This is a genomic window from Solidesulfovibrio magneticus RS-1 (assembly GCF_000010665.1).
Lineage (GTDB): Bacteria > Desulfobacterota > Desulfovibrionia > Desulfovibrionales > Desulfovibrionaceae > Solidesulfovibrio > Solidesulfovibrio magneticus.
Genome location: NC_012796.1, coordinates 3,181,970 through 3,202,586 on the forward strand (window position 1 = coordinate 3,181,970; position 20,617 = coordinate 3,202,586).

17 protein-coding genes are annotated in these 20,617 nt (G+C 66.5%); 14 read left to right on the forward strand and 3 right to left on the reverse strand.

Features of this window, described 5'->3' with window-relative positions:
* Positions 1-29: 29 nt before the first annotated feature.
* On the reverse strand, positions 30-1,406 hold the full coding sequence (locus DMR_RS13565) for a murein hydrolase activator EnvC family protein (protein ID WP_015861480.1): 1,377 nt from the start codon (positions 1,404-1,406) through the stop codon (positions 30-32).
* An 89-nt stretch (positions 1,407-1,495) separates the two neighbouring features.
* Between DMR_RS13565 and DMR_RS13570 the strand changes: the two genes are divergently transcribed.
* On the forward strand, positions 1,496-2,023 hold the full coding sequence (locus DMR_RS13570; protein ID WP_015861481.1) for a 3D domain-containing protein: 528 nt from the start codon (positions 1,496-1,498) through the stop codon (positions 2,021-2,023).
* Between the two features lie 73 nt (positions 2,024-2,096).
* Here DMR_RS13570 and DMR_RS13575 read toward each other — a convergent pair whose 3' ends face one another.
* Together DMR_RS13575 and DMR_RS13580 are read right to left on the reverse strand one after the other, a co-directional pair.
* Positions 2,097-3,533, reverse strand: a complete 1,437-nt coding sequence (locus tag DMR_RS13575; protein WP_015861482.1) for a sugar transferase — start codon at positions 3,531-3,533, stop codon at positions 2,097-2,099.
* A 183-nt stretch (positions 3,534-3,716) separates the two neighbouring features.
* Positions 3,717-5,075, reverse strand: a complete 1,359-nt coding sequence (locus DMR_RS13580; RefSeq protein ID WP_015861483.1) for a glycerate kinase type-2 family protein — start codon at positions 5,073-5,075, stop codon at positions 3,717-3,719.
* Between the two features lie 154 nt (positions 5,076-5,229).
* On the opposite strand from DMR_RS13580, the gene nudC reads away from it, so the two are divergent.
* The 13 genes from nudC (at position 5,230) to DMR_RS13645 (ending at position 20,577) form a co-directional block, all read left to right on the forward strand.
* Positions 5,230-6,162 carry an NAD(+) diphosphatase gene (gene nudC / locus DMR_RS13585; protein ID WP_015861484.1) on the forward strand — a complete coding sequence of 311 codons (933 nt, stop codon included), beginning with the start codon at positions 5,230-5,232 and terminating at the stop codon, positions 6,160-6,162.
* A 95-nt stretch (positions 6,163-6,257) separates the two neighbouring features.
* On the forward strand, positions 6,258-6,713 hold the full coding sequence (locus tag DMR_RS13590; RefSeq protein WP_015861485.1) for an RrF2 family transcriptional regulator: 456 nt from the start codon (positions 6,258-6,260) through the stop codon (positions 6,711-6,713).
* A gap of 135 nt (positions 6,714-6,848) precedes the next feature.
* On the forward strand, positions 6,849-8,150 hold the full coding sequence (locus tag DMR_RS13595) for a cytochrome ubiquinol oxidase subunit I (RefSeq protein ID WP_015861486.1): 1,302 nt from the start codon (positions 6,849-6,851) through the stop codon (positions 8,148-8,150).
* Positions 8,151-8,227: 77 nt separating this feature from the next.
* Entirely contained in the window at positions 8,228-9,256 is a 1,029-nt protein-coding gene (gene cydB, locus DMR_RS13600) for a cytochrome d ubiquinol oxidase subunit II (protein WP_015861487.1), read from the forward strand.
* A gap of 229 nt (positions 9,257-9,485) precedes the next feature.
* On the forward strand, positions 9,486-9,746 hold the full coding sequence (locus tag DMR_RS13605) for a hypothetical protein (RefSeq protein WP_015861488.1): 261 nt from the start codon (positions 9,486-9,488) through the stop codon (positions 9,744-9,746).
* A 30-nt stretch (positions 9,747-9,776) separates the two neighbouring features.
* Entirely contained in the window at positions 9,777-11,993 is a 2,217-nt protein-coding gene (locus DMR_RS13610) for a heavy metal translocating P-type ATPase (protein ID WP_043600692.1), read from the forward strand.
* Positions 11,974-12,414 (forward strand): HMA2 domain-containing protein, encoded by a 441-nt coding sequence (locus DMR_RS13615; protein ID WP_015861490.1) that lies wholly within the window; start codon positions 11,974-11,976, stop codon positions 12,412-12,414. The genes DMR_RS13610 and DMR_RS13615 overlap by 20 nt, the downstream gene beginning before the upstream one ends.
* Before the next feature lie 19 nt (positions 12,415-12,433).
* Positions 12,434-13,126 (forward strand): HD-GYP domain-containing protein, encoded by a 693-nt coding sequence (locus DMR_RS13620; RefSeq protein ID WP_015861491.1) that lies wholly within the window; start codon positions 12,434-12,436, stop codon positions 13,124-13,126.
* Between the two features lie 176 nt (positions 13,127-13,302).
* Positions 13,303-14,730, forward strand: coding sequence for an outer membrane homotrimeric porin (locus tag DMR_RS13625; protein ID WP_015861492.1), 1,428 nt, complete (start codon positions 13,303-13,305; stop codon positions 14,728-14,730).
* Positions 14,731-15,024: 294 nt separating this feature from the next.
* Positions 15,025-17,082 carry a type II secretion system secretin GspD gene (gene gspD / locus DMR_RS13630; RefSeq protein ID WP_015861493.1) on the forward strand — a complete coding sequence of 686 codons (2,058 nt, stop codon included), beginning with the start codon at positions 15,025-15,027 and terminating at the stop codon, positions 17,080-17,082.
* Position 17,083: 1 nt separating this feature from the next.
* On the forward strand, positions 17,084-18,886 hold the full coding sequence (locus DMR_RS13635) for a GspE/PulE family protein (protein WP_015861494.1): 1,803 nt from the start codon (positions 17,084-17,086) through the stop codon (positions 18,884-18,886).
* A 100-nt stretch (positions 18,887-18,986) separates the two neighbouring features.
* Entirely contained in the window at positions 18,987-19,580 is a 594-nt protein-coding gene (locus DMR_RS13640; RefSeq protein WP_015861495.1) for a TetR/AcrR family transcriptional regulator, read from the forward strand.
* Positions 19,581-19,623: 43 nt separating this feature from the next.
* Positions 19,624-20,577 (forward strand): sialate O-acetylesterase, encoded by a 954-nt coding sequence (locus tag DMR_RS13645; RefSeq protein ID WP_232502793.1) that lies wholly within the window; start codon positions 19,624-19,626, stop codon positions 20,575-20,577.
* Positions 20,578-20,617 lie beyond the last annotated feature (40 nt).

Genomic DNA, 20,617 nt, shown 5'->3' on the forward strand with positions numbered 1-20,617 from the left:
CCGGCGCGGGTTGGGAGACATCCCGCCCGTTACGGCTGCGGGGTCTCGGCGGCGTAGCGCCGCAGTTTGGCGGTCACGTTGTCCTCGATCCAATGCCCGTCCCACCATTCGATGGGAATGACGGGCTGGCCCGAGAGGTAGACCGCAAAATGCACCTGATCGCCCGGGGTCAGGCCCGTGGTTCCGGTCGTGCCCACGAGTTCGCCCTTTTTGAGCACGTCGCCGACCTTGACGGCGATGGAGCCGAGGTTGGCGTAGACCGTCAGAAGGCTCAGGCCGTGGTCCATGACCACGGTGTTGCCGTAGACGCCCAGAGGCCCGGCAAAGACCACGTCCCCGGCGTTGGCGGCCGGGACTTGCGCTCCCGGAACCGACGCCAGGCCGATGCCGTCGCTTAATTCACGGCCGATCTCCTGGCCCTTGTAGGTATAGATGCGGTCGGCCCCGAAGGACCCGCGCACCACGGACCGGGGCAGGTAGATGAAGCCGCCGTCCCACAAGGGCTCGGGGCCGGACTTGGCCGACAGCGACCCGATGAAAGCGGCGTTTTGCCGGCGCAACTCGGTGTTTAACTTTTTAAATCGTTCCACCGGATCGCGCTCCTGGGGAAACAGTCCGGCGAAGGCCGGCAGCCGGGCGGCCAGGAAATCGTCGGTGATCTCCACCCGCTCCTCGCGAAACCGCCGTTTGATGGCCATATTGACGAAAAATCCGGTTTTTTCGTTGCCGGCGGCGTCCTCCACAAAGAGCCTGGGCTTGTAGGCCTCGGCATCGAGGTCGCTGGGGAAGGCGAACAGGCAGGCATATTGGCCGCTTTTTTGCTTGTAGCCCGGAAAGAACCGATCCCCCACCATCACGCCGCTGCGCGCCACGTCTTTATTTACTTCATAGACGACCAGCCCGGCTCCGCCCTGGCGCATGTAGTGCGCCGGGGTCAAGGCCTTGATGGTGGGCGGCACGGGGTCAAGCAGCATCCGCTTGTTGACCCGGGCGGCGTTGCCGGCCCCGAGGTTGGCGTGGGAGCCGTCGTGGGCGGCGATCTGGATTTCGAAGGCCCCGCCGCGCAGTTCCGAATGCTCCAGGCTGAAGCGTTCGCTGACCTGGTCGCGGGGCGGATCGTAGACCCGGCGCAGCACGTCGGCCCGGCGCTGGCCCTGGGCCACGGTGACGGTGAGCGACCGGATGCCGGACTGGTCGTCGGAGGCGGTGACCACGAAGGGACGCTTGAGCGAGGCGGCCTCGGCCTGGGGCGAAAGCGTCACTTGCGGCTTTTCGGCGTCCTTGAGGAACAGCTGATAGCCGGCGAACCCGGCGACGACGACCGGCGAGGCCAGGAGTCCCAAGGCCAGGAGCCAGAAGGCCGGCCCCGTTTTTCCGCTTTTTTTAAACGGCTTTAAAATGCGCATGGTGCAAGTATCCCCTGTCGCCGCAGTGGCGACACTATAGGCGAGGCCGGCCGGCCGGGCAAGCCGCCCGGCGGCGAAACGGAGTTTGCATGGCTGACGACGAAAAAACGACCACCGCAACGCCGCCCATCAAGGGGGGCCTTTGCATGGCGGCGGCCACGGCCGCCCTGGCCGTGTCGGCCCTGGCGCTCACCCAGGCCGGCGACTGGCTGCGCCGGGCCACGGGCGAGCTGCGCCACGAAACCGTGCTCATGGCCCAGGACGCGGCCATGGCCCGGTCCGAGGCGGCCATGGCCGCCGGACTTTTCGCCATCGATCCCGAGGAGCGCCGCCGGCTGCGCCTGACGGCCACGGCCTACTGCCCGGAATGCCTCGACGACGACGGGCCGCAGCTTTCGGCCTCGGGCGCGCCGGTGCGGGCCGGGCGCACGGTCGCCGTCTCCCGCGACCTGCGTCGGCTCCTGGGTCGCAAGGTCTATATCGAAGGCGTGGGCGTGCGGGTGGTGGAAGACCTCATGCACCCCCGCCATGCCGGCCGGTTGGATCTGTGCCTGCCCAACAAACGCCAGGCCGTGGATTTCGGCGTGCAAACCCTCGAAGTGGTGATCCTCGACTGAAGCCGGCCGCCCTGCCCTCTCCCGGGCGGCCGTCCCGGCTCCCACATCTGCCTGGGCCGGCCCGTCCCCGCCCTCAGTAGGCCCCACGCATGCTGCACACCACCGGAATGGTGCGCAGCAAAATCTTGAGGTCCAAGGCCACCGACCAGGTGTCCACGTACTCGATGTCCAGCTCCATCATGCGCTCGAAGCTCGTGGCATTGCGCCCGCTGATCTGCCACAGGCAGGTGATGCCGGGCTTGACGCCAAAGCGCCGGCGCGGCCAGGTCTTTTCGATGCGCTCCACGTCGCGAAGGGGCAGCGGCCGGGGGCCGACCAGGCTCATGTCACCGCGAAGGACGTTTATGAGCTGGGGCAGTTCGTCGATGCTTGTGCGCCGCAGCAGCCGGCCCAGAGGCGTGACGCGCGGGTCATTTTTGATTTTGAACAGCGCCCCGTCCATCTCGTTTTGGGCCTCAAGCGCCTCCTGCATGTCCGGGGCGTTCTCCACCATGGTGCGGAACTTGTAGAACATGAACCGCCGCTTTCCCAGCCCCACCCGCTCCTGGGCGAAAATGGCCGGACCAGGCGAAGTCAGCCGCACCAAAGCCCAGGTCAGGGCCAGAAGCGGCGACAGGGCGACCAGGGCGGTCAGCGACACGGACACGTCCAGGAAACGCTTGAGAATGCGCTCGCGTTCGTCGGCCAGGCTGCTCGACAAGGTGGCCACCACCTCGCCGCCATGGCTGCCCGGCCGGCTGCCGGGGTTGTTGAGGTCAAAAAGCCTCGCCACCACCGTGGCCGTGACGCCCTGGGCCTCGCAGGCCGTGACCAGCCCCGTGCCCAGGCGGCTTAACTGCGCAAGCGGCAGGCAGATCACCACCTCGTCCACCACATGCTCGCGCAAATAATCAGCCAGATCGTCGAAGCGGCAGACCAAATGCGCCGCCTCGGGCTGGGAGCCGGCTGGAGCTACTTCCCAGCCGTCGGCCACGAAGCCCATGAAGCGCCGGCCCTGTTCGGGATGGGCCAGCATCTCCCGGGCGATCTCCTGGGCCCGCTCCCCGGTTCCAGCCACCAGCACCCGACGGCGCAACAGCCCCTGGGCCTCGCCCATAAACAGCAGCCGGCGCAGAGCCAGGCGCGACGCCACGCAGCCCAGCGCCGCCATCAGCCAAAAAGCGGCCAGGAAAACCGGCGTGGCCAGGGGCGGACGCAGGGCGGCCGCGCCTAAAAGCAAGGCCATGACCACGCCGGTGACGGACTTGACCACCTGTTTGACGGCCAGGCGGCGGTCATACAGGGCGGTCTCGGTATAGACGCCGAAAAACGGAAAAATGACCAACGTGGCGGCCAGGACGCCAAGCAGCAGGCCAAGGCTTCCCGGGTCCAGGTGCAGATGGGCGGCGCTGGCCGTTTCCGGGGAAAAGGCCGTGGAGACCGCCGCCGCGACAACAAGCGACAGCGCGGCCAGGGCCAGGTCAAGGGCGCGAAGCCAGGTGATGGCTCCCTGTCTTGAGGCGAAGGGCAAAGGGTTCCCCCAGCGGTTGCGGCTCGGCCACGGCGGCCGGGCCAGTCGTGACGCGCGGTCCCAAAACGGCCCGGCCCCGCGCAGTCACAAAGGCTACTCCATCCGCAAGGGGATTTGCAACCTCCGCGCCATTTTCACGTCTCGACCGCGATAACGTCAAAGGCGCGTTTCGAGGACACGGCCCTAGGGCACCAGCAACACCTTGACGTCGCAGACGTTGGTGTTGGTGGGGCCGGTCTTGAGCAGCCGGCCCACGGCCTCGAAATAGTGGTAGGCGTCGTTGGCCGCCAGATAGGCCCGGGCATCAAGACCCAGGTTCTGGCCTTCGCGCAGGATGGCCAGGCTGGCGAAGGCCCCGGTGGCGTCGGTGGGGCCGTCGGAACCGTCGGTGGAGGCGGCCAGGAACACGGCCTCCTCGGCGTTGCGGGGTTCCCCGGCCAGCCCGGCCAGAAAGGCCAGGGCCATTTCCTGGTTGCGCCCGCCCTTGCCCGGGCCGCGCAGGGTCACGGTGGTCTCGCCGCCGGCAATGAGGCAGGCCGGCCGGGGCAGCGGTATGGCGTATTCGGCGATGTCCTTGGCCACGCCGAGAAACAGGTTGGCCATCTCGCGCGATTCGCCGGCCAGATGCGAGGTCAGGACCAGGGTGGCGTAGCCCAGGGCGGCGGCCTTGTCCCGGGCGGCCAGCAAGGCCTGGTAATTGGTGCCGATAAGCACCGTGCGCACATGCTCGAACACCGGGTCCCCGGCCTTGGGCGTTTCCGGGGCGCGTCCGTCGGCCACGGCCGAGAGCACGGCCAGGACGTTTTTCCCGATTCTCTCCCCCACGCCGTAGCGCTCGACCACGGCCAGGGCGTCGGCCCCGCAGGTGGAATCCGGCACGGTCGGGCCGCTGGCGATGACGTCGAGGTCGTCGCCGACCACGTCGGATAAAAGCAGCCCCAGGCAGTCGGCCGGGGCGATGGCCGCGGCCAGCCGCCCGCCTTTGACGGCCGAAAGCTTTTTGCGCACGCAGTTGATTTCGTGGATGGACGCGCCGCAGGCCAAAAGCGCCCGGGTGGCGGCCTGCTTGTCGGCCAGCGTCAGGGGCAGGCCGGGCAGGTCCAGGGGGGCGGCGAGAATGGCCGAACCGCCGCCCGAGACCAAAACGATGACCAGATCGTCCGGGCCGGCTTCCCGCGCCATGGCCAGGACTTCCCGGGCCGCCGCCTCGCCCCGGGCGTCGGGCACGGGATGGGCCGCCTCCAGGAGCCGGATGCGCGAGAGCGTTTCCAGGTAGCCTTCCTTGACGGCCACCACCCCGGCCGTAATCCGCTCGCCGAGCAGGCGCTCCAGCCCAAGGGCCATGCGGCCCGAGGCCTTGCCCATGCCCAGAACGTAGATGCGCCGGTAGCGGGCCAGGTCGTAGACGTGGCACTCGGTTTCGGTGGTCACGCGCAGGGTGTCGCCCGTGAGCGTCAACACACGCTGCATCATGGCCAGGGGATCGACCCGGTCGAGTCCGGCCCGAAAGATGGCTTCGGCGTCGGCAAGGGGATTTCGCATGAGGGGGCTCCTTCGCGCCGGCAGGGCGCAGGGTCATGCCCGGGAGTGCCAGGGCCGGCCGGGGCGCGTCAAGCCATGGCGAAGCGAGAGCATGGGGTCTGGCCGGGCGGCAAAAGCCGGCCGGGGATAGCCAAACGCCCCGGCCCGGCGTATCGTGGCCGGCAACGTCGACGCCAGGACTGCCGCCGGCCAAACCCGCGAGACGCCCATGCCCAAGCCCGACCTGAACCTGCTCCCCTTTTCCCGGGCCGCCCTGAGTCCCGAATTCGCCCCGGGTTCGCCCGACCAGGACCGGCCGGGCGAACCCGGTTGCTGGATCGTGCTGCGCGAAAACGCCCTGGTGCTGACCGAGGGCAGTTTGGCCCTGCCCGACGGCCTGTTGCCGGTCCCCGGCCCCTTTGCCGTGCCGCCGGTGCTGGTCGGCTTCTTAAACGGCCGCCCCCTGCGGGCCGCCCGTCTGGAACCCGAAGCGGCCCTGCCGGCCGGCTTGGCTCCCATCACCGCCTCCTACCGCTCGCCGCTGCTCGACGAGCGACTTCTCACCCTGGCCGGCCTGGCCCGGCAGGTGCTCCACTGGCGCGACCGCAGCCGCATCTGCCCGGCCTGCGGAGGCGCCCCGGCCGGCATCCCCGGCGGATTCGGGGCGCGCTGCACGGCCTGCGCCCGGGAATACTATCCGCGCATCCATCCGGCCGTCATTGTCCTGATTTCGCGCGGCGACGACTATCTGCTGGTGCGCAAGGCCGGCTGGCCGGCCGGCCAGTACGGATTGGTGGCCGGGTTCGTGGAATTCTCCGAATCCTTCGAGGAGTGCGTGGTCAGGGAAGTGGCCGAGGAAACCGGGCTGGCCGTGGCCGGCATCCGCTACCTCGGCAGCCAGAACTGGCCCTTCCCCAGCCAGATCATGGCCGCGTTCGCGGCGGACTGCGTCGGCGGCGAACTCGTGGTCGACCGCACCGAGCTTGAGGACGCGGGCTGGTTTTCCGCCCGCCGCCCGCCGGCCGTGCTGCCGCCCAAGGCCAGCATCGCCCGATGGATGCTCGACCGCCACGCCCCGGACCTGGTCCGCGCCGCCGGCGGCGCGTAAAAAGTCCTCCAGATCGGCGGGTTATTCGTTGACAGGGCGGGCGGGCTTTTATATAGGATCAATCAGCTCCGATTAATCCACAAGAGAGGCGTTTCATGCGTTTGACCCGAGCCGGCGAGTACGCCATCCGCTGTGTCCTGTACCTGGCCATGCACCAGGACCGGACGCTCATTGGGCGCAAGGAAATCGCCGAGGCCATGGACATTCCGGCCCAGTTCCTGGGCAAGGTCGCCCAGCAATTGGCCAAGGCCGGGGTCATCAGCATCCGCCAGGGTTCTCTGGGAGGCTACGAACTGGCCCGCCGGCCCCAGGACATCACCCTGCTGGCCGTCATCGAGGCCATCGACGGCGAGATCTTTTTAAATGATTGCATCCAGCGGCCCGGCAGCTGCGACAGGCAGGCCATCTGTTCCGTGCATAACGTGTGGGATACGGCGCGGCGGCAATTGCGCGACACCCTGGGCAGCACCACCCTGGCCGAGTTGGCGGCCTTGGAAAAGTGCGCTTGCCGGGGGCAGTCGTGTGAGGGGCCGCGCGCTTCGAATGGTTGAGTTTTTTTGACGGGGGTTGGTGCATTTTTCCCGGGGCGGTGCTAGGTGGAAATCGACCGCCGGCTTGCCGCGCCTTGCGGCCGGGAAAATGCGAAACGGGTTTGACGGTCAACACGGAGGAAAAGGAGACAGATCATGGACACCTTGATGCTTTCCCGACTGCAGTTCGCCTTTGCGACATTTATCCACTTCATCTTCGTCCCGCTCACCCTTGGGCTTTCCATCATCGTGGCCATGATGGAAACCAAGTACGTGCGCACCGGGGACGAAACCTACAAACGCATGGCCAAGTTCTGGGGCAAACTGTTTCTGATCAACTTCGCCCTGGGCGTGGTCACCGGCATCACCCTGGAGTTCCAGTTCGGTACCAACTGGTCGCGCTATTCGACCTTTGTCGGCGATATTTTCGGGTCGCTTTTAGCCATCGAAGCCACGGCGGCCTTTTTCTTGGAATCCACCTTTCTTGGCGTGTGGATCTTCGGTTGGAACCGGCTTTCGCCCAAACTCCACTGCACGTCCATCTGGCTGGTGGCCTGCGCCGCCAACTTCTCGGCCCTGTGGATCATCCTGGCCAACGGCTTCATGCAGCACCCCGTGGGCTACGTTATCCGCAACGGCCGGGCCGAACTGTCGAGCTTTCTTGAGGTCATCACCAACCCCTACGGCTGGAACGCCTTTCTCCACACCGTCACCGGCTCCTGGGCCCTGGCCGGCTTTTTCGTGATCGGCGTGTCCGCCTGGCATCTGCTGCGCAAGCAGCATGTGGACTTCTTCACCAAGTCCTTCCGCATCGCCGCCGGCTTCGCCCTGGTTTCCACCCTGCTCGTGGCCGCCGTGGGCCACCGCCAGGGCAACATCGTGGCCGAAGTCCAGCCGGCCAAGCTGGCGGCCATGGAATCCCATTGGGAGACCCAGAAAAACGCCCCCATGTACCTCTTTGCCGTGCCCGATCCGGACAATGAGAAAAACAGCATCGAGATCGGCGGCATCCCGAGCTTACTGAGCCTCATGGCCTTCAACGACCCCGCCGCCGAAGTGAAGGGCCTCAAGGACTTCCCGGCCGAAGACCGTCCGCCCGTCACGCTCACCTTCTCCGCCTTCCGCATCATGGTGGGCCTGGGAACGGCCATGCTGATCCTGGCCGTGCTGGCCTTTATTGCCCGCCACCATCCCGAGGAAGCCTCCCATAAGCTCTTGAAGGTTTTCCTGTGGACCATCCCCCTGCCCTACATCGCGCTCCAGGCCGGCTGGGCCGTGGCCGAGGTCGGCCGCCAGCCCTGGATCGTCTACGGCATCATGCGGACCAAGGACGCCGTCTCCCCCATTGCCGCCCATCAGGTCGGCATCAGCCTGGCCGCCTTCTTCGTGGTCTACATCCTGCTGGCGTCGCTGGATATCTATCTGCTGGCCAAGTACGCCCGCTCCGAACCGCACTAGGCCCGGACACCACCGCGTCATGGCAATGCGACTGACTCAACCCGGCCCGGCCGGTTGCTAATCGAAGGAGACAGACCATGGATCTCGGAACCATCTGGTTTATCCTGTGGGGCGTGCTTTGGGCCGTCTATTTCATCCTGGACGGATTCGACCTCGGCATCGGCAGCATCATGCCGTTTTTCGCCAAGTCCAACGAAGAAAAACGCATCATGTACAACGCCATGGGTCCCTTCTGGGACGGCAACGAAGTGTGGCTCATCACCGCCGGCGGCGTGACCTTCGCCGCTTTCCCCAAGACCTACGCCGTCATGTTCTCGGCGCTCTACACGCCGCTGATGCTGCTGCTGTTCGCGCTCATTTTGCGAGGCGTGTCCTTTGAATTCCGCTCCAAGATCGACAGCCCGGGCTGGCGCAAGCTCTGGGACACCTGCAACTTCCTGGGCAGCTTCCTGCCGGCCTTGCTCCTTGGCGTGGCCTTTGCCAACATCTTCAAGGGCATCCCCATCGACCAGGACGGCATCCTGCACGGCAACCTCTTAACGCTCCTTAACCCCTACGGTCTGGCCGGCGGCCTGCTCTTCGTCGCCCTGTTCGCCCACCACGGCGCGCTGTGGCTGGCGTTCAAGTCCGAAGGCGACATCCATGACCGGGCCGTGGCCCTGGCCGGCAAGCTCTGGCCGGTGGTGGCCGGGCTGGTGGTGCTGTTCCTGGTCATGAGCCTTATGATGACCCAGCTCTTCGCCAACTACCTGGTCAATCCGCTGCTGTTTATCATCCTGCTGGTGGCCGTGGCCGGACTGGTCCTGACCATGACCTACCGCAAGGCCGGCCGCATCCTGGCTTCCTGGGGCGCTTCGGCCGTGCTCATCGGCTCGGCCGCCCTTTTCGGCGTGGTCGGCATCTTCCCGGCCCTGCTGCCGTCGAGCCTCAATCCGGCCTATTCCCTGACCATCCAGAACTCCTCGTCCACGCCCATGACGCTGGCCATCATGCTCGGCGTGGCCCTGGTCTTCGTGCCCATCGTCATCGCCTACCAGATCTGGACCATGCGCACCTTCAGCCACCCCGTGACCAAGGCCGACCTGGACTACGAAGAAGCTTACTAAGATACTAATTTTCAATACCAAATGCCGGCGAAGCGCGCTTCGCCGGCATTTTTTTTCGCCTTGGCCAAATCGGTGAAACAGCGGAAACACTGTTTTTATTTATTGACAACGAGAATCAACATCAGTACCACTACTTTTCGGCTTGCGATTGTTACCGAATTGTCACATTGCGGGATAGGAACGGAGATGCCGTCCACAACGCAACCCACTTAAGGAAGGAGACGCACCCATGAACGATTATCTGAAAAACGGACTGTTCCTGGCCGCTGGAGTCGCCATCGGCGCCCTGGGCGCGGTGGCCCTTGGCAAAGGCAAATTCTCGATCCGTCCGGCCATGGCCGACCTGCTGTCCCACGGCATGGACCTCAAGGAAAAGACCGCCACGGTTCTGGAGCGGGCCAAGGAAAACCTCGACGACCTCATGGCCGAAGCCAAACACGCCAAGGAATCCCGGGAGGGCAAATCCGTGGCCGAAGGCGAAACGGCCTAAAGACCCCCTTGCCGGGTGGAGTTTCAACGCATGACGCACTGCGCCATTGTCCACGATATACCGGGTCGGATGCGGCTGCGGTTCGCCTGCGCCGAAGCCTTTTCGGCGCAGGCTCCGGCCCTGGCCGCCGCCGCCGTATCTTTGTCCGGCGTGGCCGAGGTGATCCCCTCGCCTCGGACCCTCGGCCTGCTGGTTCTTTACAGCGGAGACCCGGTGCGGCTGGCCCTTTTGGCCATGACCAAAAACGGCGACTCGGCCAAATCGGCCATGCTCACCCCCGCGCCCCGACGCCGGGGCAAGGCGGTCCGGGCCGTACGGCTCGGCAAGGTCGCCCTGGCCAAGGCCGGCGACAAACTCGCCAAGGCCGTCAACCTCCCGGCCGAGGCCGGGGACAATCCCCCCTCGCCCTTGCAGGCCATGGCCCGCGAGGCCGGGATGTTCCTGCTACGCGCCGCGTTGCCGCCGGCCTTTCGGCCGCTGTTTCTTATCAAGCGCGTCTGGCCCTTCATCAAGCGCGGCCTGGGGGCGCTTGTGCGCGGCAAGCTCAACGTCGAGGTCCTCGACGCCCTGGCCATCGGCGTGTCCATTGCCCGCAAGGACTACCGGGCCGCCACCGGCATCGCCCTGCTGCTGGGGCTTGGCGAGGTGCTCGAAAGCTACACCCGCAAGCGCTCCCGTGAGAGCCTGGCCGAAACCCTGGCCGCCTCCTTCGACGCCGTCTGGGTGCGCCGCCAGGACGGCCCGGTGCGCGTGGCCGCCTCGGAAGTCGTGCCCGGCGATCTGGCCATCGTCACCATGGGCAACGCCATTCCCGTGGACGGCGTGGTGGCCGAGGGCGAGGCCATGGTGAACCAGGCCTCCATGACCGGCGAACCCCTGCCCGCCCACAAGCGCGTGGGGCATACGGTCTTTGCCGGCACGGTGGTCGAGGAAGGCGAGATCGTCGTACGGGTGGAAAAATCCGGCGGCGAGACCCGCATCCAAAAAATGGTGGAAGTCATCGAGGAATCGGAGAACTACAAGGCCAAGGCCCAGGATCTGGCCGAACGCTTCGCCGACGCCGTGGTGCCCTGGACCCTGCTCGGCGCGGCCGTGGTCTTCGCGATCACCCGCAACCCGCGCCTGGCCTCGGCCGTGCTGCTGGTGGACTTCTCCTGCGCCATAAAGCTCTCGGCCCCCCTGGCCGTGCTGGCCGCCATGCGCGAGGCCGCTGCCGGCGGCGTGCTGGTCAAGGGCGGCAAGTTCCTGGAAGGCGTGTCCTCGGCCGACGCCTTTGTCTTCGACAAGACCGGCACGCTGACCCAGGCCCGCCCCCGGGTGGCCGCCGTGGAACCCTTAAACGGCTACACCCGCCACGATGTCCTCAAGCTCGCCGCCTGCCTGGAGGAGCACTTCCCCCACCCGGTGGCCCGGGCCGTGGTGCGCCAGGCCGAGAAGGAAGGCATCGTCCACCAGGAGTTCCACGCCGAGGTGGACTACATCCTGGCCCACGGCCTGTCCTCCATGGTCGGCACGGACCGGGTGCGCCTGGGCAGCCGCCACTTCATCGGCGAGGACGAAGGCATCGACATCGCCGCCGCCGACGCGGCCATCGAAGCCCGGGGCCTGGCCGGCCTGTCCACCCTTTATCTGGCCATCGGCGACGAAGTGGCCGGCGTGCTGGCCATCGAGGACCCGCTCGTTCCCGAAGCCCCGCGCGTGCTGCGCGAACTGACCGACCGGGGGGTTACGCGTCTGGTCATACTCACCGGCGACGCCGCCGCCCCGGCCGCCATCGCGGCCCGGGAGCTGGGCATCACCGACTACCATGCCCAGGTGCTGCCCGAGGACAAGACCCGCATCGTGCGGGAGCTGCGCGAGGCCGGCCACGTGGTGGCCATGGTCGGCGACGGCATCAACGATTCGCCGGCCCTGTCTGCCGCCAATGTCGGCATCGCCCCGCGCCACGGTGCGGACATCGCCCAGGCCGCGGCCGACATCCTGCTGGCCGAGGGCAGCCTGCAAAGCGTGGTGGCCCTGCGCGACATCGCCACCGGCCTCATGGGCCGGCTGCATGCCAACTTCCGAGCCATCTGCCTTATCAATTCCGTGATCCTGGGCCTGGGGCTTTTCGGCCGCGTCACCCCGGGCGTCTCGGCCCTGGCCCACAATCTGGCCACCGTGGGCATCGCCCTGGCCAGCCTGCGGCCCTATCTCCCCAAACACCTGCCAAGCGGAGGCGTCAGCCATGATAGCCAGCTGCATTGAAGGCCGCATCCGGTTCCGGCATCCGGCCCTGTCCGATCCGGAACTGCTTGAAATCGTCACCAGCCAACTCGCCGCCATGCCCGGCATCACCGAGATAGAGGCCAATCCCCGCACTGGCAGCGTGCTCGTCAGCCATGACGCGTCCGTGGCCACCAGCGACCTCGTGGCCATGGCCGAGGCCCTGGCCGCCACCCACGCCGAAGCCTTGGCCTCGGCCGCGCCGGCCAAACCGGCCAAAAAACGCATGACTCCGGCCCAGCTCAAGCGCCGCACCCAGAAGATCGGCTTGGCCACCTGCATGGCCGGAGCCGTGGCCACGGGCCTGGCCGACACCAAGGCCGCCCACCTGACCTTCGGTTTCGCCCTGGCCGGCTTCGCCGCCTGGCACCTCACCATGCACCGGCGGCGGTTTCTGGCCTGAGCCCCGGCCGTCCTGCCCTATGACCATGTTCAAAAGCCCGCTGCACGAATCGCGCGGCCTGTTGGACGTCGTCGTGCCCCACACGGTGTGCGGCGACGTCCTTTTAGCCCTGGTCCATCAACTGGCCGAATCCCTGGGCCGGGCCATCGACGCCAAGGACTCCCACACCATGGCCCACTCCGAGGAGGTGGCCGAGGTGTCGAAATTCCTGGCCGCCGCCATGGGCCTGTCCCGGGAGAGCGTCGCCTGCGTCCACGTGGCCGGCCATCTCCACGACATCGGCAAAATCGGCGTGCCCGACGCCGTCCTGGGCAAGCCCGGCCGCCTGGAACCCGACGAATGGCAGCGTATGCAGGCCCATCCGGCCATCGGCGCGGACATCCTCGACCCGCTGGATTGCCTGGCCCGCACCGGCATCGTGGAAATGGTGCGCGCCCATCATGAACGCTTCGACGGCTCGGGCTATCCCGCCGGTCTCAAAGGCCGGGAGATTCCCCTTGGCGCACGCATAATAAGCGTCGCCGACAGCCTGTCGGCCATGCTCCAGACCCGGCCCTACCGGCCGGCCATGGGCTTTGCCGAGGCCCACCGGGAGATCGCGCGCTGCGCCGGCAGCCAGTTCGACCCCGATGTGGTGGACGCCTTCCTGGCCGTGGCCGATGAGGTGCGTCAGCTTCTGGGTTCCTGCCGGGGCGGCGTCTTGGTGCCCTGAAGACGCGGCCAAGGCAAAGCGATACGGGGACGGCCGACTGGCCCCCGCTCCTGGGCGGCGGCAGACATTTCGGGACATAATGATAACGACTTTTCAAATCATTTAACTGATCTTGCTTCCAGGCCACCGTCATCGGAAGCCCTTCAACCACGCGGAAACGGGAAGGAGTGTCGCTCATGCGAAAAACGGTCGCGTTGCTGGCCCTGGCCATTGTGGCCGCCACGGCGGTCCCGGCCTGGTCGGCCACGGAAGTCAAAATGGCCGGGGATGCCCGGGTGTACGGCGTCTTTTTCGCCAATCGCAATTTCACCGGCTGGGACGAGACCGGAACCCAGACCGAGGACCGGCTCACCATCTGGCAGCGCCTGCGTCTGCGGGCCGATTTCGCGGCCAATGAGAATCTCAAATTCCGCTTCGGGATGCGCGTGGATGACGAGGCCTGGGGCCATGACTACCTCACCGCCGCCAATCCGCAAGTGGCCATCCAGCCCTACCTGGCCTACCTCCAGTTCAAATGGCCGGGCACGGACATCGAGGTGACGGCCGGCTACCAGCCCTTTTCCGTGCCCCAGACCGAGGTCTTCTACGACAGCATCGTGCTGGCCGCCGACGACGGCGACCAGTCCAGCGCCGCGCTGTTCGTAAAAATCCCGGTCATCGACGACGTGTTGACCATCGAAGCCGCCTACGGCCGGCTACTGGACGCCTACCGCACCTACCAGCCCACCACCACCCAGGTGGGCGACGCCTTCGACGTCTACCGCCTGGCCCTGCCCTTCACCGTGGACGGCTTCGAGGCCACGCCCTGGGGCCTGGTCGGCGTGTACGGCAAGGAGGCCGATCCCGAAGGCTACTTCGACGCCGGCCTGCGCTCGGCCGGCAGCTACCTCGATCCCGCCGGCTACAAGGACAACCAGAATCCCATGTGGTGGGGCGGCCTAGCCCTTTCCGTCACCGCCCTGGACCCGGTGAAGCTCTATTTCGACGGCATCTACGGCAACGCCGCCGGTTCGGATCGGTCGCGAAACCGCCGCGAAGGCTATTTCCTCGACGCCGGCCTGACCTACACGGGCCTCGACTGGGCCACCCCGGGCCTTTTCGGCTGGCTGGCCAGCGGCGAGGACGGGAGCCTGGCCAACGGCAGCGAACGCCTGCCCGTCATCGCCCCCAAATGGGGACCGGGCACCTCGTTCCTGTTTGACTGCGACCAGGAGTTCGCCAACAACTCCATGGGCATCAATCCGCTGGGTTCCTGGGGCCTGGCCTTGGCCGTGCGTGACATCTCGTTTATCGATGCCCTCAAAAGCCGGCTGACCGCCGCCGTCATGGCCGGCCGCAACAGCCCGGCCGGGCTGCGCAAGGCCGTCTGGGCCACCGGCGGCCCCGGCGAGTATGTGACCATGGGCCGCGACCTGGCCCAGGGCGAATGGGTGTTTGGCCTCAACTTCGACCACAGCTACGAGCTGACCGAAGCCTTGACGCTGACCCTGCAAACCGGCTTCGCCTCGCCCCAGGGGCTTAAGACCAGCATCTGGGGCCACCGCATGACCAACCAGGCCACCGACGCCTGGATGGCTTCCCTGGGGTTCCTGTACACCTTCTAGTCCTTGGAGCCGGGCCACGGTCGTGGCCCGGCTCCAAGGACCGCCGTTTGCTTGCCGCGCCCGGCCAGGATGCCGCCATCCTGGCCGGGCGTTGTTGTTGCCAGGCCCCGGTCGCCCGCCGCGACAGGGGCACAAGGCCCGGACGTCTGTCGACGCCTGGACGCCTGAACGCCGCCATGCTAGGAAGACGACGGGAACCGACCGTATCCGGCGCATAGCCAAAGGCCGCCCGGTCGGCCTGCCGGCCAGGCCCAGCCTGCCCGCCCCGCAAACAGACCGCCAGCAAGGTGCTCCATGACGCCGACCCTTCGATTCCGCCTGGCCAGGGGATGCACCCTGGCTGTGTGCCTGCTCGGTTTGCTCCTGCTCCTGCCGGGCAGGATTGCGGCTGCCCCGCCGCAAGGAACGCCGGCCGCGTCCAAGGCCCAGCCGGCCACGGACGAAACCGTGGAGACCGTGGCCGCCCCGGACGATACGGCCAAAACCATCAGCATCAATTTCGACGGCGTGGACCTGCGCGCTTTCATCAAGTATATCAGCCAGGTAACCGGCAAGAATTTCGTTATTGACGACGCCGTCAAAGGCAACGTCACCGTCATCTCCCCCAAGCCCCTGTCTCCGGCCGAAGTCTACAAGGTTTTCGAGTCCGTCCTTGAGGTCAACGGCTACACCGCCCTGCCCACCGAGAACTTCGTCAAGATCGTGCCGGCCAAGACCAGCCGGGCCCGGTCCATGCCGGTCATCGACGGCCGCGAGACCGTGACCAACCCGGCCGACGCCGTGGTCACCCAAATCCTGCCCCTGCAAAACATCCGGGCCGGCGAACTGCGCAAGACCCTGGCCCCCCTGGTCTCCCCGGACGGGATGCTGGCCGATTTTGCCGACACCAACGCGCTGATCGTCACCGACTACCGGCCCAACATCCAGCGCATCATCGGCATCGTGGACCAGCTCGACCTGTCCTCGGCCAAGGCCACCCTGCACCTGTTTCATTTGAAGCACGCCTCGGCCGCCAAGATCTCCCAGAAGCTCGAAAAGCTCCTCAGCCAGAGCGCGGCCAAGGAAGGCGGCGGCCAGACCAAGATCAGCGTGGTCCCCGAGGAGCGCACCAACGCCGTTATCGTCCTGGCCGAACCCCAGTACGTGGCCCAGGTCAAGGGCCTGCTGGCCAAGCTCGACGTGCCCAATCCCATGGAACAGGGCAACCTGCACGTCTACAAGCTCCAGCACGCCGATGCCGAGAACTTGAGCAAAGTGCTCAACGAACTGTTCACCAAGGGTTCCACGGCCACGGGCGACGCGGCCAAGGCCCAAGCCCCGACAGTCTCGGGCGGGTTTAATTTCGTGGCCGACAAGTCCACCAACAGCCTGCTCGTCACCGCCGCCCCCGAGGATTTCGCCTTCGTCGACCAGGTGGTCAAGAAGCTCGACGCCCCGCGCAAGCAGGTCTACGTCGAGGCGCTCATCATGGAAGTCTCCACCGACAAATCGGTGTCCTTTGGCGTCAACCTCAACGTGGCCAACAAGCAGTCCGGCCTGGGCGACGGCAAATACGGCGGGCTGCTTTTTGCTTCATCCAACCCGGCCGGCTACGAGTCGCTGTATAATTCCTCCGGGGCCTTCGTGCCCCCGGCCGGCGGCTCGCTGGGAGGCTTGGCCTTCCCGGTCAAGATCGGCGAGGTCATCTATTCCAACCTGCAAGCCATGATCAACGCCTCCAAATCCGACAACAGCTTCAACATCATCGCCACGCCACAGCTCATGACCCTGGACAATGAGGAGGCCACCATCACCGTGGCCGAAAACCGGCCCTATCTGACGAGCCAGGACGTGGGCCAGTCCACCACTGACCGGCCCTACCAGCGCTTCGACTACAAGGACGTCGGCACCACGCTGAAGGTCACGCCCCAGATCAACGAAGGCGATTCCATCAAGCTCAAGGTCAAGCAGGAAACCAGCCGCATCGACGAGACGGTCACCAAGGAAACCGGCGCGCTCCAGCCGACCACCCGCAAACGCGTCACCGAAACCACCATCATGTGCCGTAACGGCGAGACCATCGTGCTCTCCGGGCTTATCGGCAAGAGCCGGGCCGAGGGCAACAGCAAGGTCCCGGGCCTTGGCGACGTGCCGGTGGTGGGCTGGCTTTTTAAAAACAAGTCCGTGGCCGACGAGCGCACCAACCTTTACGTCTTTATTACCCCGCGCATCACCGCGCCCGGGGTGGACAGCGACCGGCTGCTGCACGCCAAAAAAATGGAAATCGAGCGCCAGATCGAATTCAACGAAGAGGAGCTGTCCAAGCCCATCCGCAAGGCCCCGGTCTTTTTCGCCGCCGGAGCCGGCAAATAGCATGGACAGGCTGCCGGATTTCCGGCGCATGGCCCACCGTCTGGCCGCCCTGTGCCGGCTGCCCCTGGCCCGGGGCGGCCGCGTCGCGGCGGGCCAAGCGACGCCCGGCCCGCCGCGGCCATCGCTCTTAGAGCCCATGGCCGAAACCCTGGCCCTGCCCCTGGCCGCCCTGGAAGACGCTTTTACCGAGGCCGCCCGGGCCGGCCAAAATCCCTTCAAGCGCCTGGCCGAACTCCACAAGGTCGACGCGGGGCTGGCCGCCTCGGCCCTGGCCGCCAGCCTCGGTCTGCCCTATCTCGAAGCCATCGACGTCAGCGACGAGGACGCCGAGCGCATCCGCCGACTGCCTTTTGGCTATCTCAAGCGCAATCTGGCCGTACCGGTTGCCCTGGACGGCCGGCAGCTTGTGGTCCTGGCCGATCCCTTCGCGCCGGAGCTGGCCGATGACCTGCGCCGGCTGCTCGGCCAGCCCGATCTCGCCGTGGCCCTGGCCCTGCCCGAGACCATCGTTTCGGCCATCAACCACGCCCACGGCGAAGCCGAGGGCGAGCGCGACCCCAGGCTCGACAACCTGAGCCTGGACGATTTCATGGGGCCGCCGCCGGAGAACATGTCCACCGAGGACCTCCTGGACGAGACCAGCAACGCCCCGGTCATCCGGCTGGTCAACCAGCTCCTGGCCCAGGCCGTGCGCGACCTGTGCAGCGACATCCACATCGAGCCCTACCAGAATTCGCTGAAAATCCGCTTCCGCCTCGACGGCGTGCTCTACGACATCAAGACCCTGGACAAGCGCTGGCATCCGCCCGTCGTGTCCCACGTCAAGATCCGCTCCAAGCTCGACATCGCCGAGCGCCGCCTGCCCCAGGACGGCAGCTTCGACATCCGCCTGGGCAACCGCAACGTGGACATCCGGGTGTCGGTGTTTCCCACCAAGTTCGGCGAACGGCTCGTGCTGCGGCTGCTGGAAAAAAACAGCCGCATCCTGAGCCTTGGCGAACTGGGGCTTTCCCCCGGCCATTTCGAGGAACTAAGCGCCCTGGCCAGGCTCCCCCACGGCATCATCCTGGTCACCGGCCCCACCGGCTCGGGCAAGTCCACCACCCTCTACGCGCTCATAAACCACATCAATTCCACGGACAAAAACATCCTCACCATCGAGGACCCGGTGGAATACCAGATCGAGGGCGTGGGGCAGATGCAGGTCAACGCCAAGATCGACCTGACCTTTGCCGGCGGCCTGCGCTCGATTCTGCGCCAGGACCCGGACGTCATCCTGGTCGGCGAAATCCGCGACACCGAAACGGCGCAAATCGCCTGCCAGGCGGCGCTCACCGGCCACCTCGTCTTTTCGACCCTGCACACCAACGACGCCGCCTCGGCCGTCACCCGCATGGTGGACATGGGCATCGAACCCTACATGGTCTGCTCGGTGGTGCGGGCGCTCATCGCCCAGCGCCTGGTGCGGGTCCTGTGCCCACACTGCAAGGAAGCCTTCGTGCCCACCGAGGAAGACCTGCTGCCCTTTGGCCCCGGCGCGGCCGCCCTGGCCGGCCGGAGCTTTTGCCGGGCCGTGGGCTGCCCTCAGTGCATGGGCACAGGCTACCGAGGCCGCACCTCCATCCACGAACTCCTGGTCATCGACGAAGCCATGGCCGAACTGATCCTGCACAATCCCGAAGCCGGCCGCATCCGCGCCGCGGCCATGGCCGCCGGCATGGCCACCCTGCGCCAGGACGGCATGGACAAAATCCTGCGGCATATCACGACCATGGAAGAGGTCATACGGGCCACGGTGGTCTGAGGCCGCAGTCTCTTGACAGGGATTTGGCGTCGATATATGTCCGCCCATCCCGTCGCGGGATTGGTCTTGACAGCTTGTGAACCGGTGTTAACTTCCCCCCATGGCTGAACGTCTGGAATCCCCCCTGCGCCGCGAACAGATCGCCGAAGCCGCCCTGGACATTGTCGTGCGCCAGGGCATCGGCGCCGTGACCGTGCGCCGCGTGGCCGAAGCCGTGGGCATCTCGGCCGCCGCCCTCTATCGTCACTACAAAAGCAAGGTCGACATCCTGGCCGCCGTCATGCACGAGCACCAGGAATTCTTCATGGCCACGGTGCGCACGGCCAAGGCCGAGTCGACGAGTCCGCTGGACGCGATCCGCCGGCTGTACCACTCTTCCATGGTCATGGTCAGCCGCTATTGCGCCTTGCCCGTCGTCTTTTTGTCCGATGTATTGTGGTTCGAGGAACCGGAGTTGCGCGCCCTCAAACTGCAACATCACAAAATGCTGCGGGACATCGTCGTGGAATTGATTATCGCTGGCCAGCAGGCCGGCGAAATCCGCACTGATCTGCGCCCGGAAGAAATCGTGATCCATTTCCTCGGGCTTATCGCCATGCCGGCGCTTATCCAGGCACGCACGCCGGAAGATCTGGACATGCCCCGCCAGATCACGGCCAACTGGGAGTTGTTCGCCCATGCCGTTGCTCCATGATTTTTTTTGCCCCAAAAGTGAACACGCGTTAACGCCCCACACCATGCCGCTCCATCGTCTGACCCTGGGTCTTGCAGGTCTGGTCGCCCTGGCCGTGTTGGCCGGGCGGGCCGTCTCCGATGCGCCCGCGCCCACTCCGGCCCGGCGCACCCTGGCCGCCGTCCAGGACCACTATGCCGGACGGTTGCCCAATTCGCCGGAAACCGGGGAGCTGGCCGTCTACGCCGGCGCACCCGGCGAGCCGCCCCTGGACTGCGCCGCTCTGGCCAAGGACCGGACCATGGTCGCCCTGGTCTTTGGCCAGTCCAACGCCTCCAACACCGTGGACCCGGGCTACGAGTCCGTCCAGCCAGTCTACGCCTTTGCCGACGGCGTATGCACCAAGGCCCGCGACGCCCTGCCCGGGGCCACTGGAACCAAGGGCAGCTCCTGGCCGCGCCTGGGCGACAAGCTCATTGCCGGCGGCTTTTACGACGCCGTCATTTTCGCCAACATCGCCCGGGGCGGCTCCTCCATTCTCGAATGGGGACCGGGCGGCCGCCACAACGCCGTGCTCCTGGCCTCCCTGGATTCCCTGGCCAAGGCCGGGCTGGCGCCCACCCATGTGCTTTTCCACCAGGGCGAGGCCGACTGCGCCCTGGGCGTGGCCGGGCCAGACTACGCCGACATGCTCGCCGCCGTCATCGACCAGATTCGAAGCAAGGTCGGGCCGGCCCCCGACGTCGTCGTGGCCCGAACCTCCCAGTATTTCGACCTGGTCTGCGGCGACGCGGCCAATCCGGCCTGCTTCAAGACCTGTCCGGCCTTGATCCAGGCGCAAACCGCCGCGGCCGACCCGCAGCGCCATGTCCTGTCCGGCCCGGACACCGACCGCCTCGTGCCCTACTCCGACCGCAACGACGGCTACCATTTCACGGCCCAGGCCGCCGACCGCTTCGCCGAGGCCTGGCTGCCTCTGCTCGCCCGAAGCGAGGCCGCCACAAGCCGCCTGCAATGAACCCGCAACCCTTTTCGCCCGCAACCGGCCGTCGCCATGC

Excerpts from the sequence above, each read along its gene's own strand:
- DMR_RS13590 (WP_015861485.1), top strand. The coding sequence starts at position 6,258 with ATGCGTTTGACCCGAGCCGGCGAGTACGCCATCCGCTGTGTCCTGTAC.
- DMR_RS13615 (WP_015861490.1), top strand. The coding sequence starts at position 11,974 with ATGATAGCCAGCTGCATTGAAGGCCGCATCCGGTTCCGGCATCCGGCC.
- DMR_RS13625 (WP_015861492.1), top strand. The coding sequence starts at position 13,303 with ATGCGAAAAACGGTCGCGTTGCTGGCCCTGGCCATTGTGGCCGCCACG.
- DMR_RS13610 (WP_043600692.1), top strand. The coding sequence starts at position 9,777 with ATGACGCACTGCGCCATTGTCCACGATATACCGGGTCGGATGCGGCTG.
- DMR_RS13645 (WP_232502793.1), top strand. The coding sequence starts at position 19,624 with ATGCCGCTCCATCGTCTGACCCTGGGTCTTGCAGGTCTGGTCGCCCTG.
- DMR_RS13640 (WP_015861495.1), top strand. The coding sequence starts at position 18,987 with ATGGCTGAACGTCTGGAATCCCCCCTGCGCCGCGAACAGATCGCCGAA.
- DMR_RS13605 (WP_015861488.1), top strand. The coding sequence starts at position 9,486 with ATGAACGATTATCTGAAAAACGGACTGTTCCTGGCCGCTGGAGTCGCC.
- DMR_RS13595 (WP_015861486.1), top strand. The coding sequence starts at position 6,849 with ATGGACACCTTGATGCTTTCCCGACTGCAGTTCGCCTTTGCGACATTT.
- DMR_RS13565 (WP_015861480.1), bottom strand. The coding sequence starts at position 1,406 with ATGCGCATTTTAAAGCCGTTTAAAAAAAGCGGAAAAACGGGGCCGGCC.
- DMR_RS13620 (WP_015861491.1), top strand. The coding sequence starts at position 12,434 with ATGACCATGTTCAAAAGCCCGCTGCACGAATCGCGCGGCCTGTTGGAC.
- gspD (WP_015861493.1), top strand. The coding sequence starts at position 15,025 with ATGACGCCGACCCTTCGATTCCGCCTGGCCAGGGGATGCACCCTGGCT.
- DMR_RS13580 (WP_015861483.1), bottom strand. The coding sequence starts at position 5,075 with ATGCGAAATCCCCTTGCCGACGCCGAAGCCATCTTTCGGGCCGGACTC.
- cydB (WP_015861487.1), top strand. The coding sequence starts at position 8,228 with ATGGATCTCGGAACCATCTGGTTTATCCTGTGGGGCGTGCTTTGGGCC.
- DMR_RS13635 (WP_015861494.1), top strand. The coding sequence starts at position 17,084 with ATGGACAGGCTGCCGGATTTCCGGCGCATGGCCCACCGTCTGGCCGCC.
- DMR_RS13570 (WP_015861481.1), top strand. The coding sequence starts at position 1,496 with ATGGCTGACGACGAAAAAACGACCACCGCAACGCCGCCCATCAAGGGG.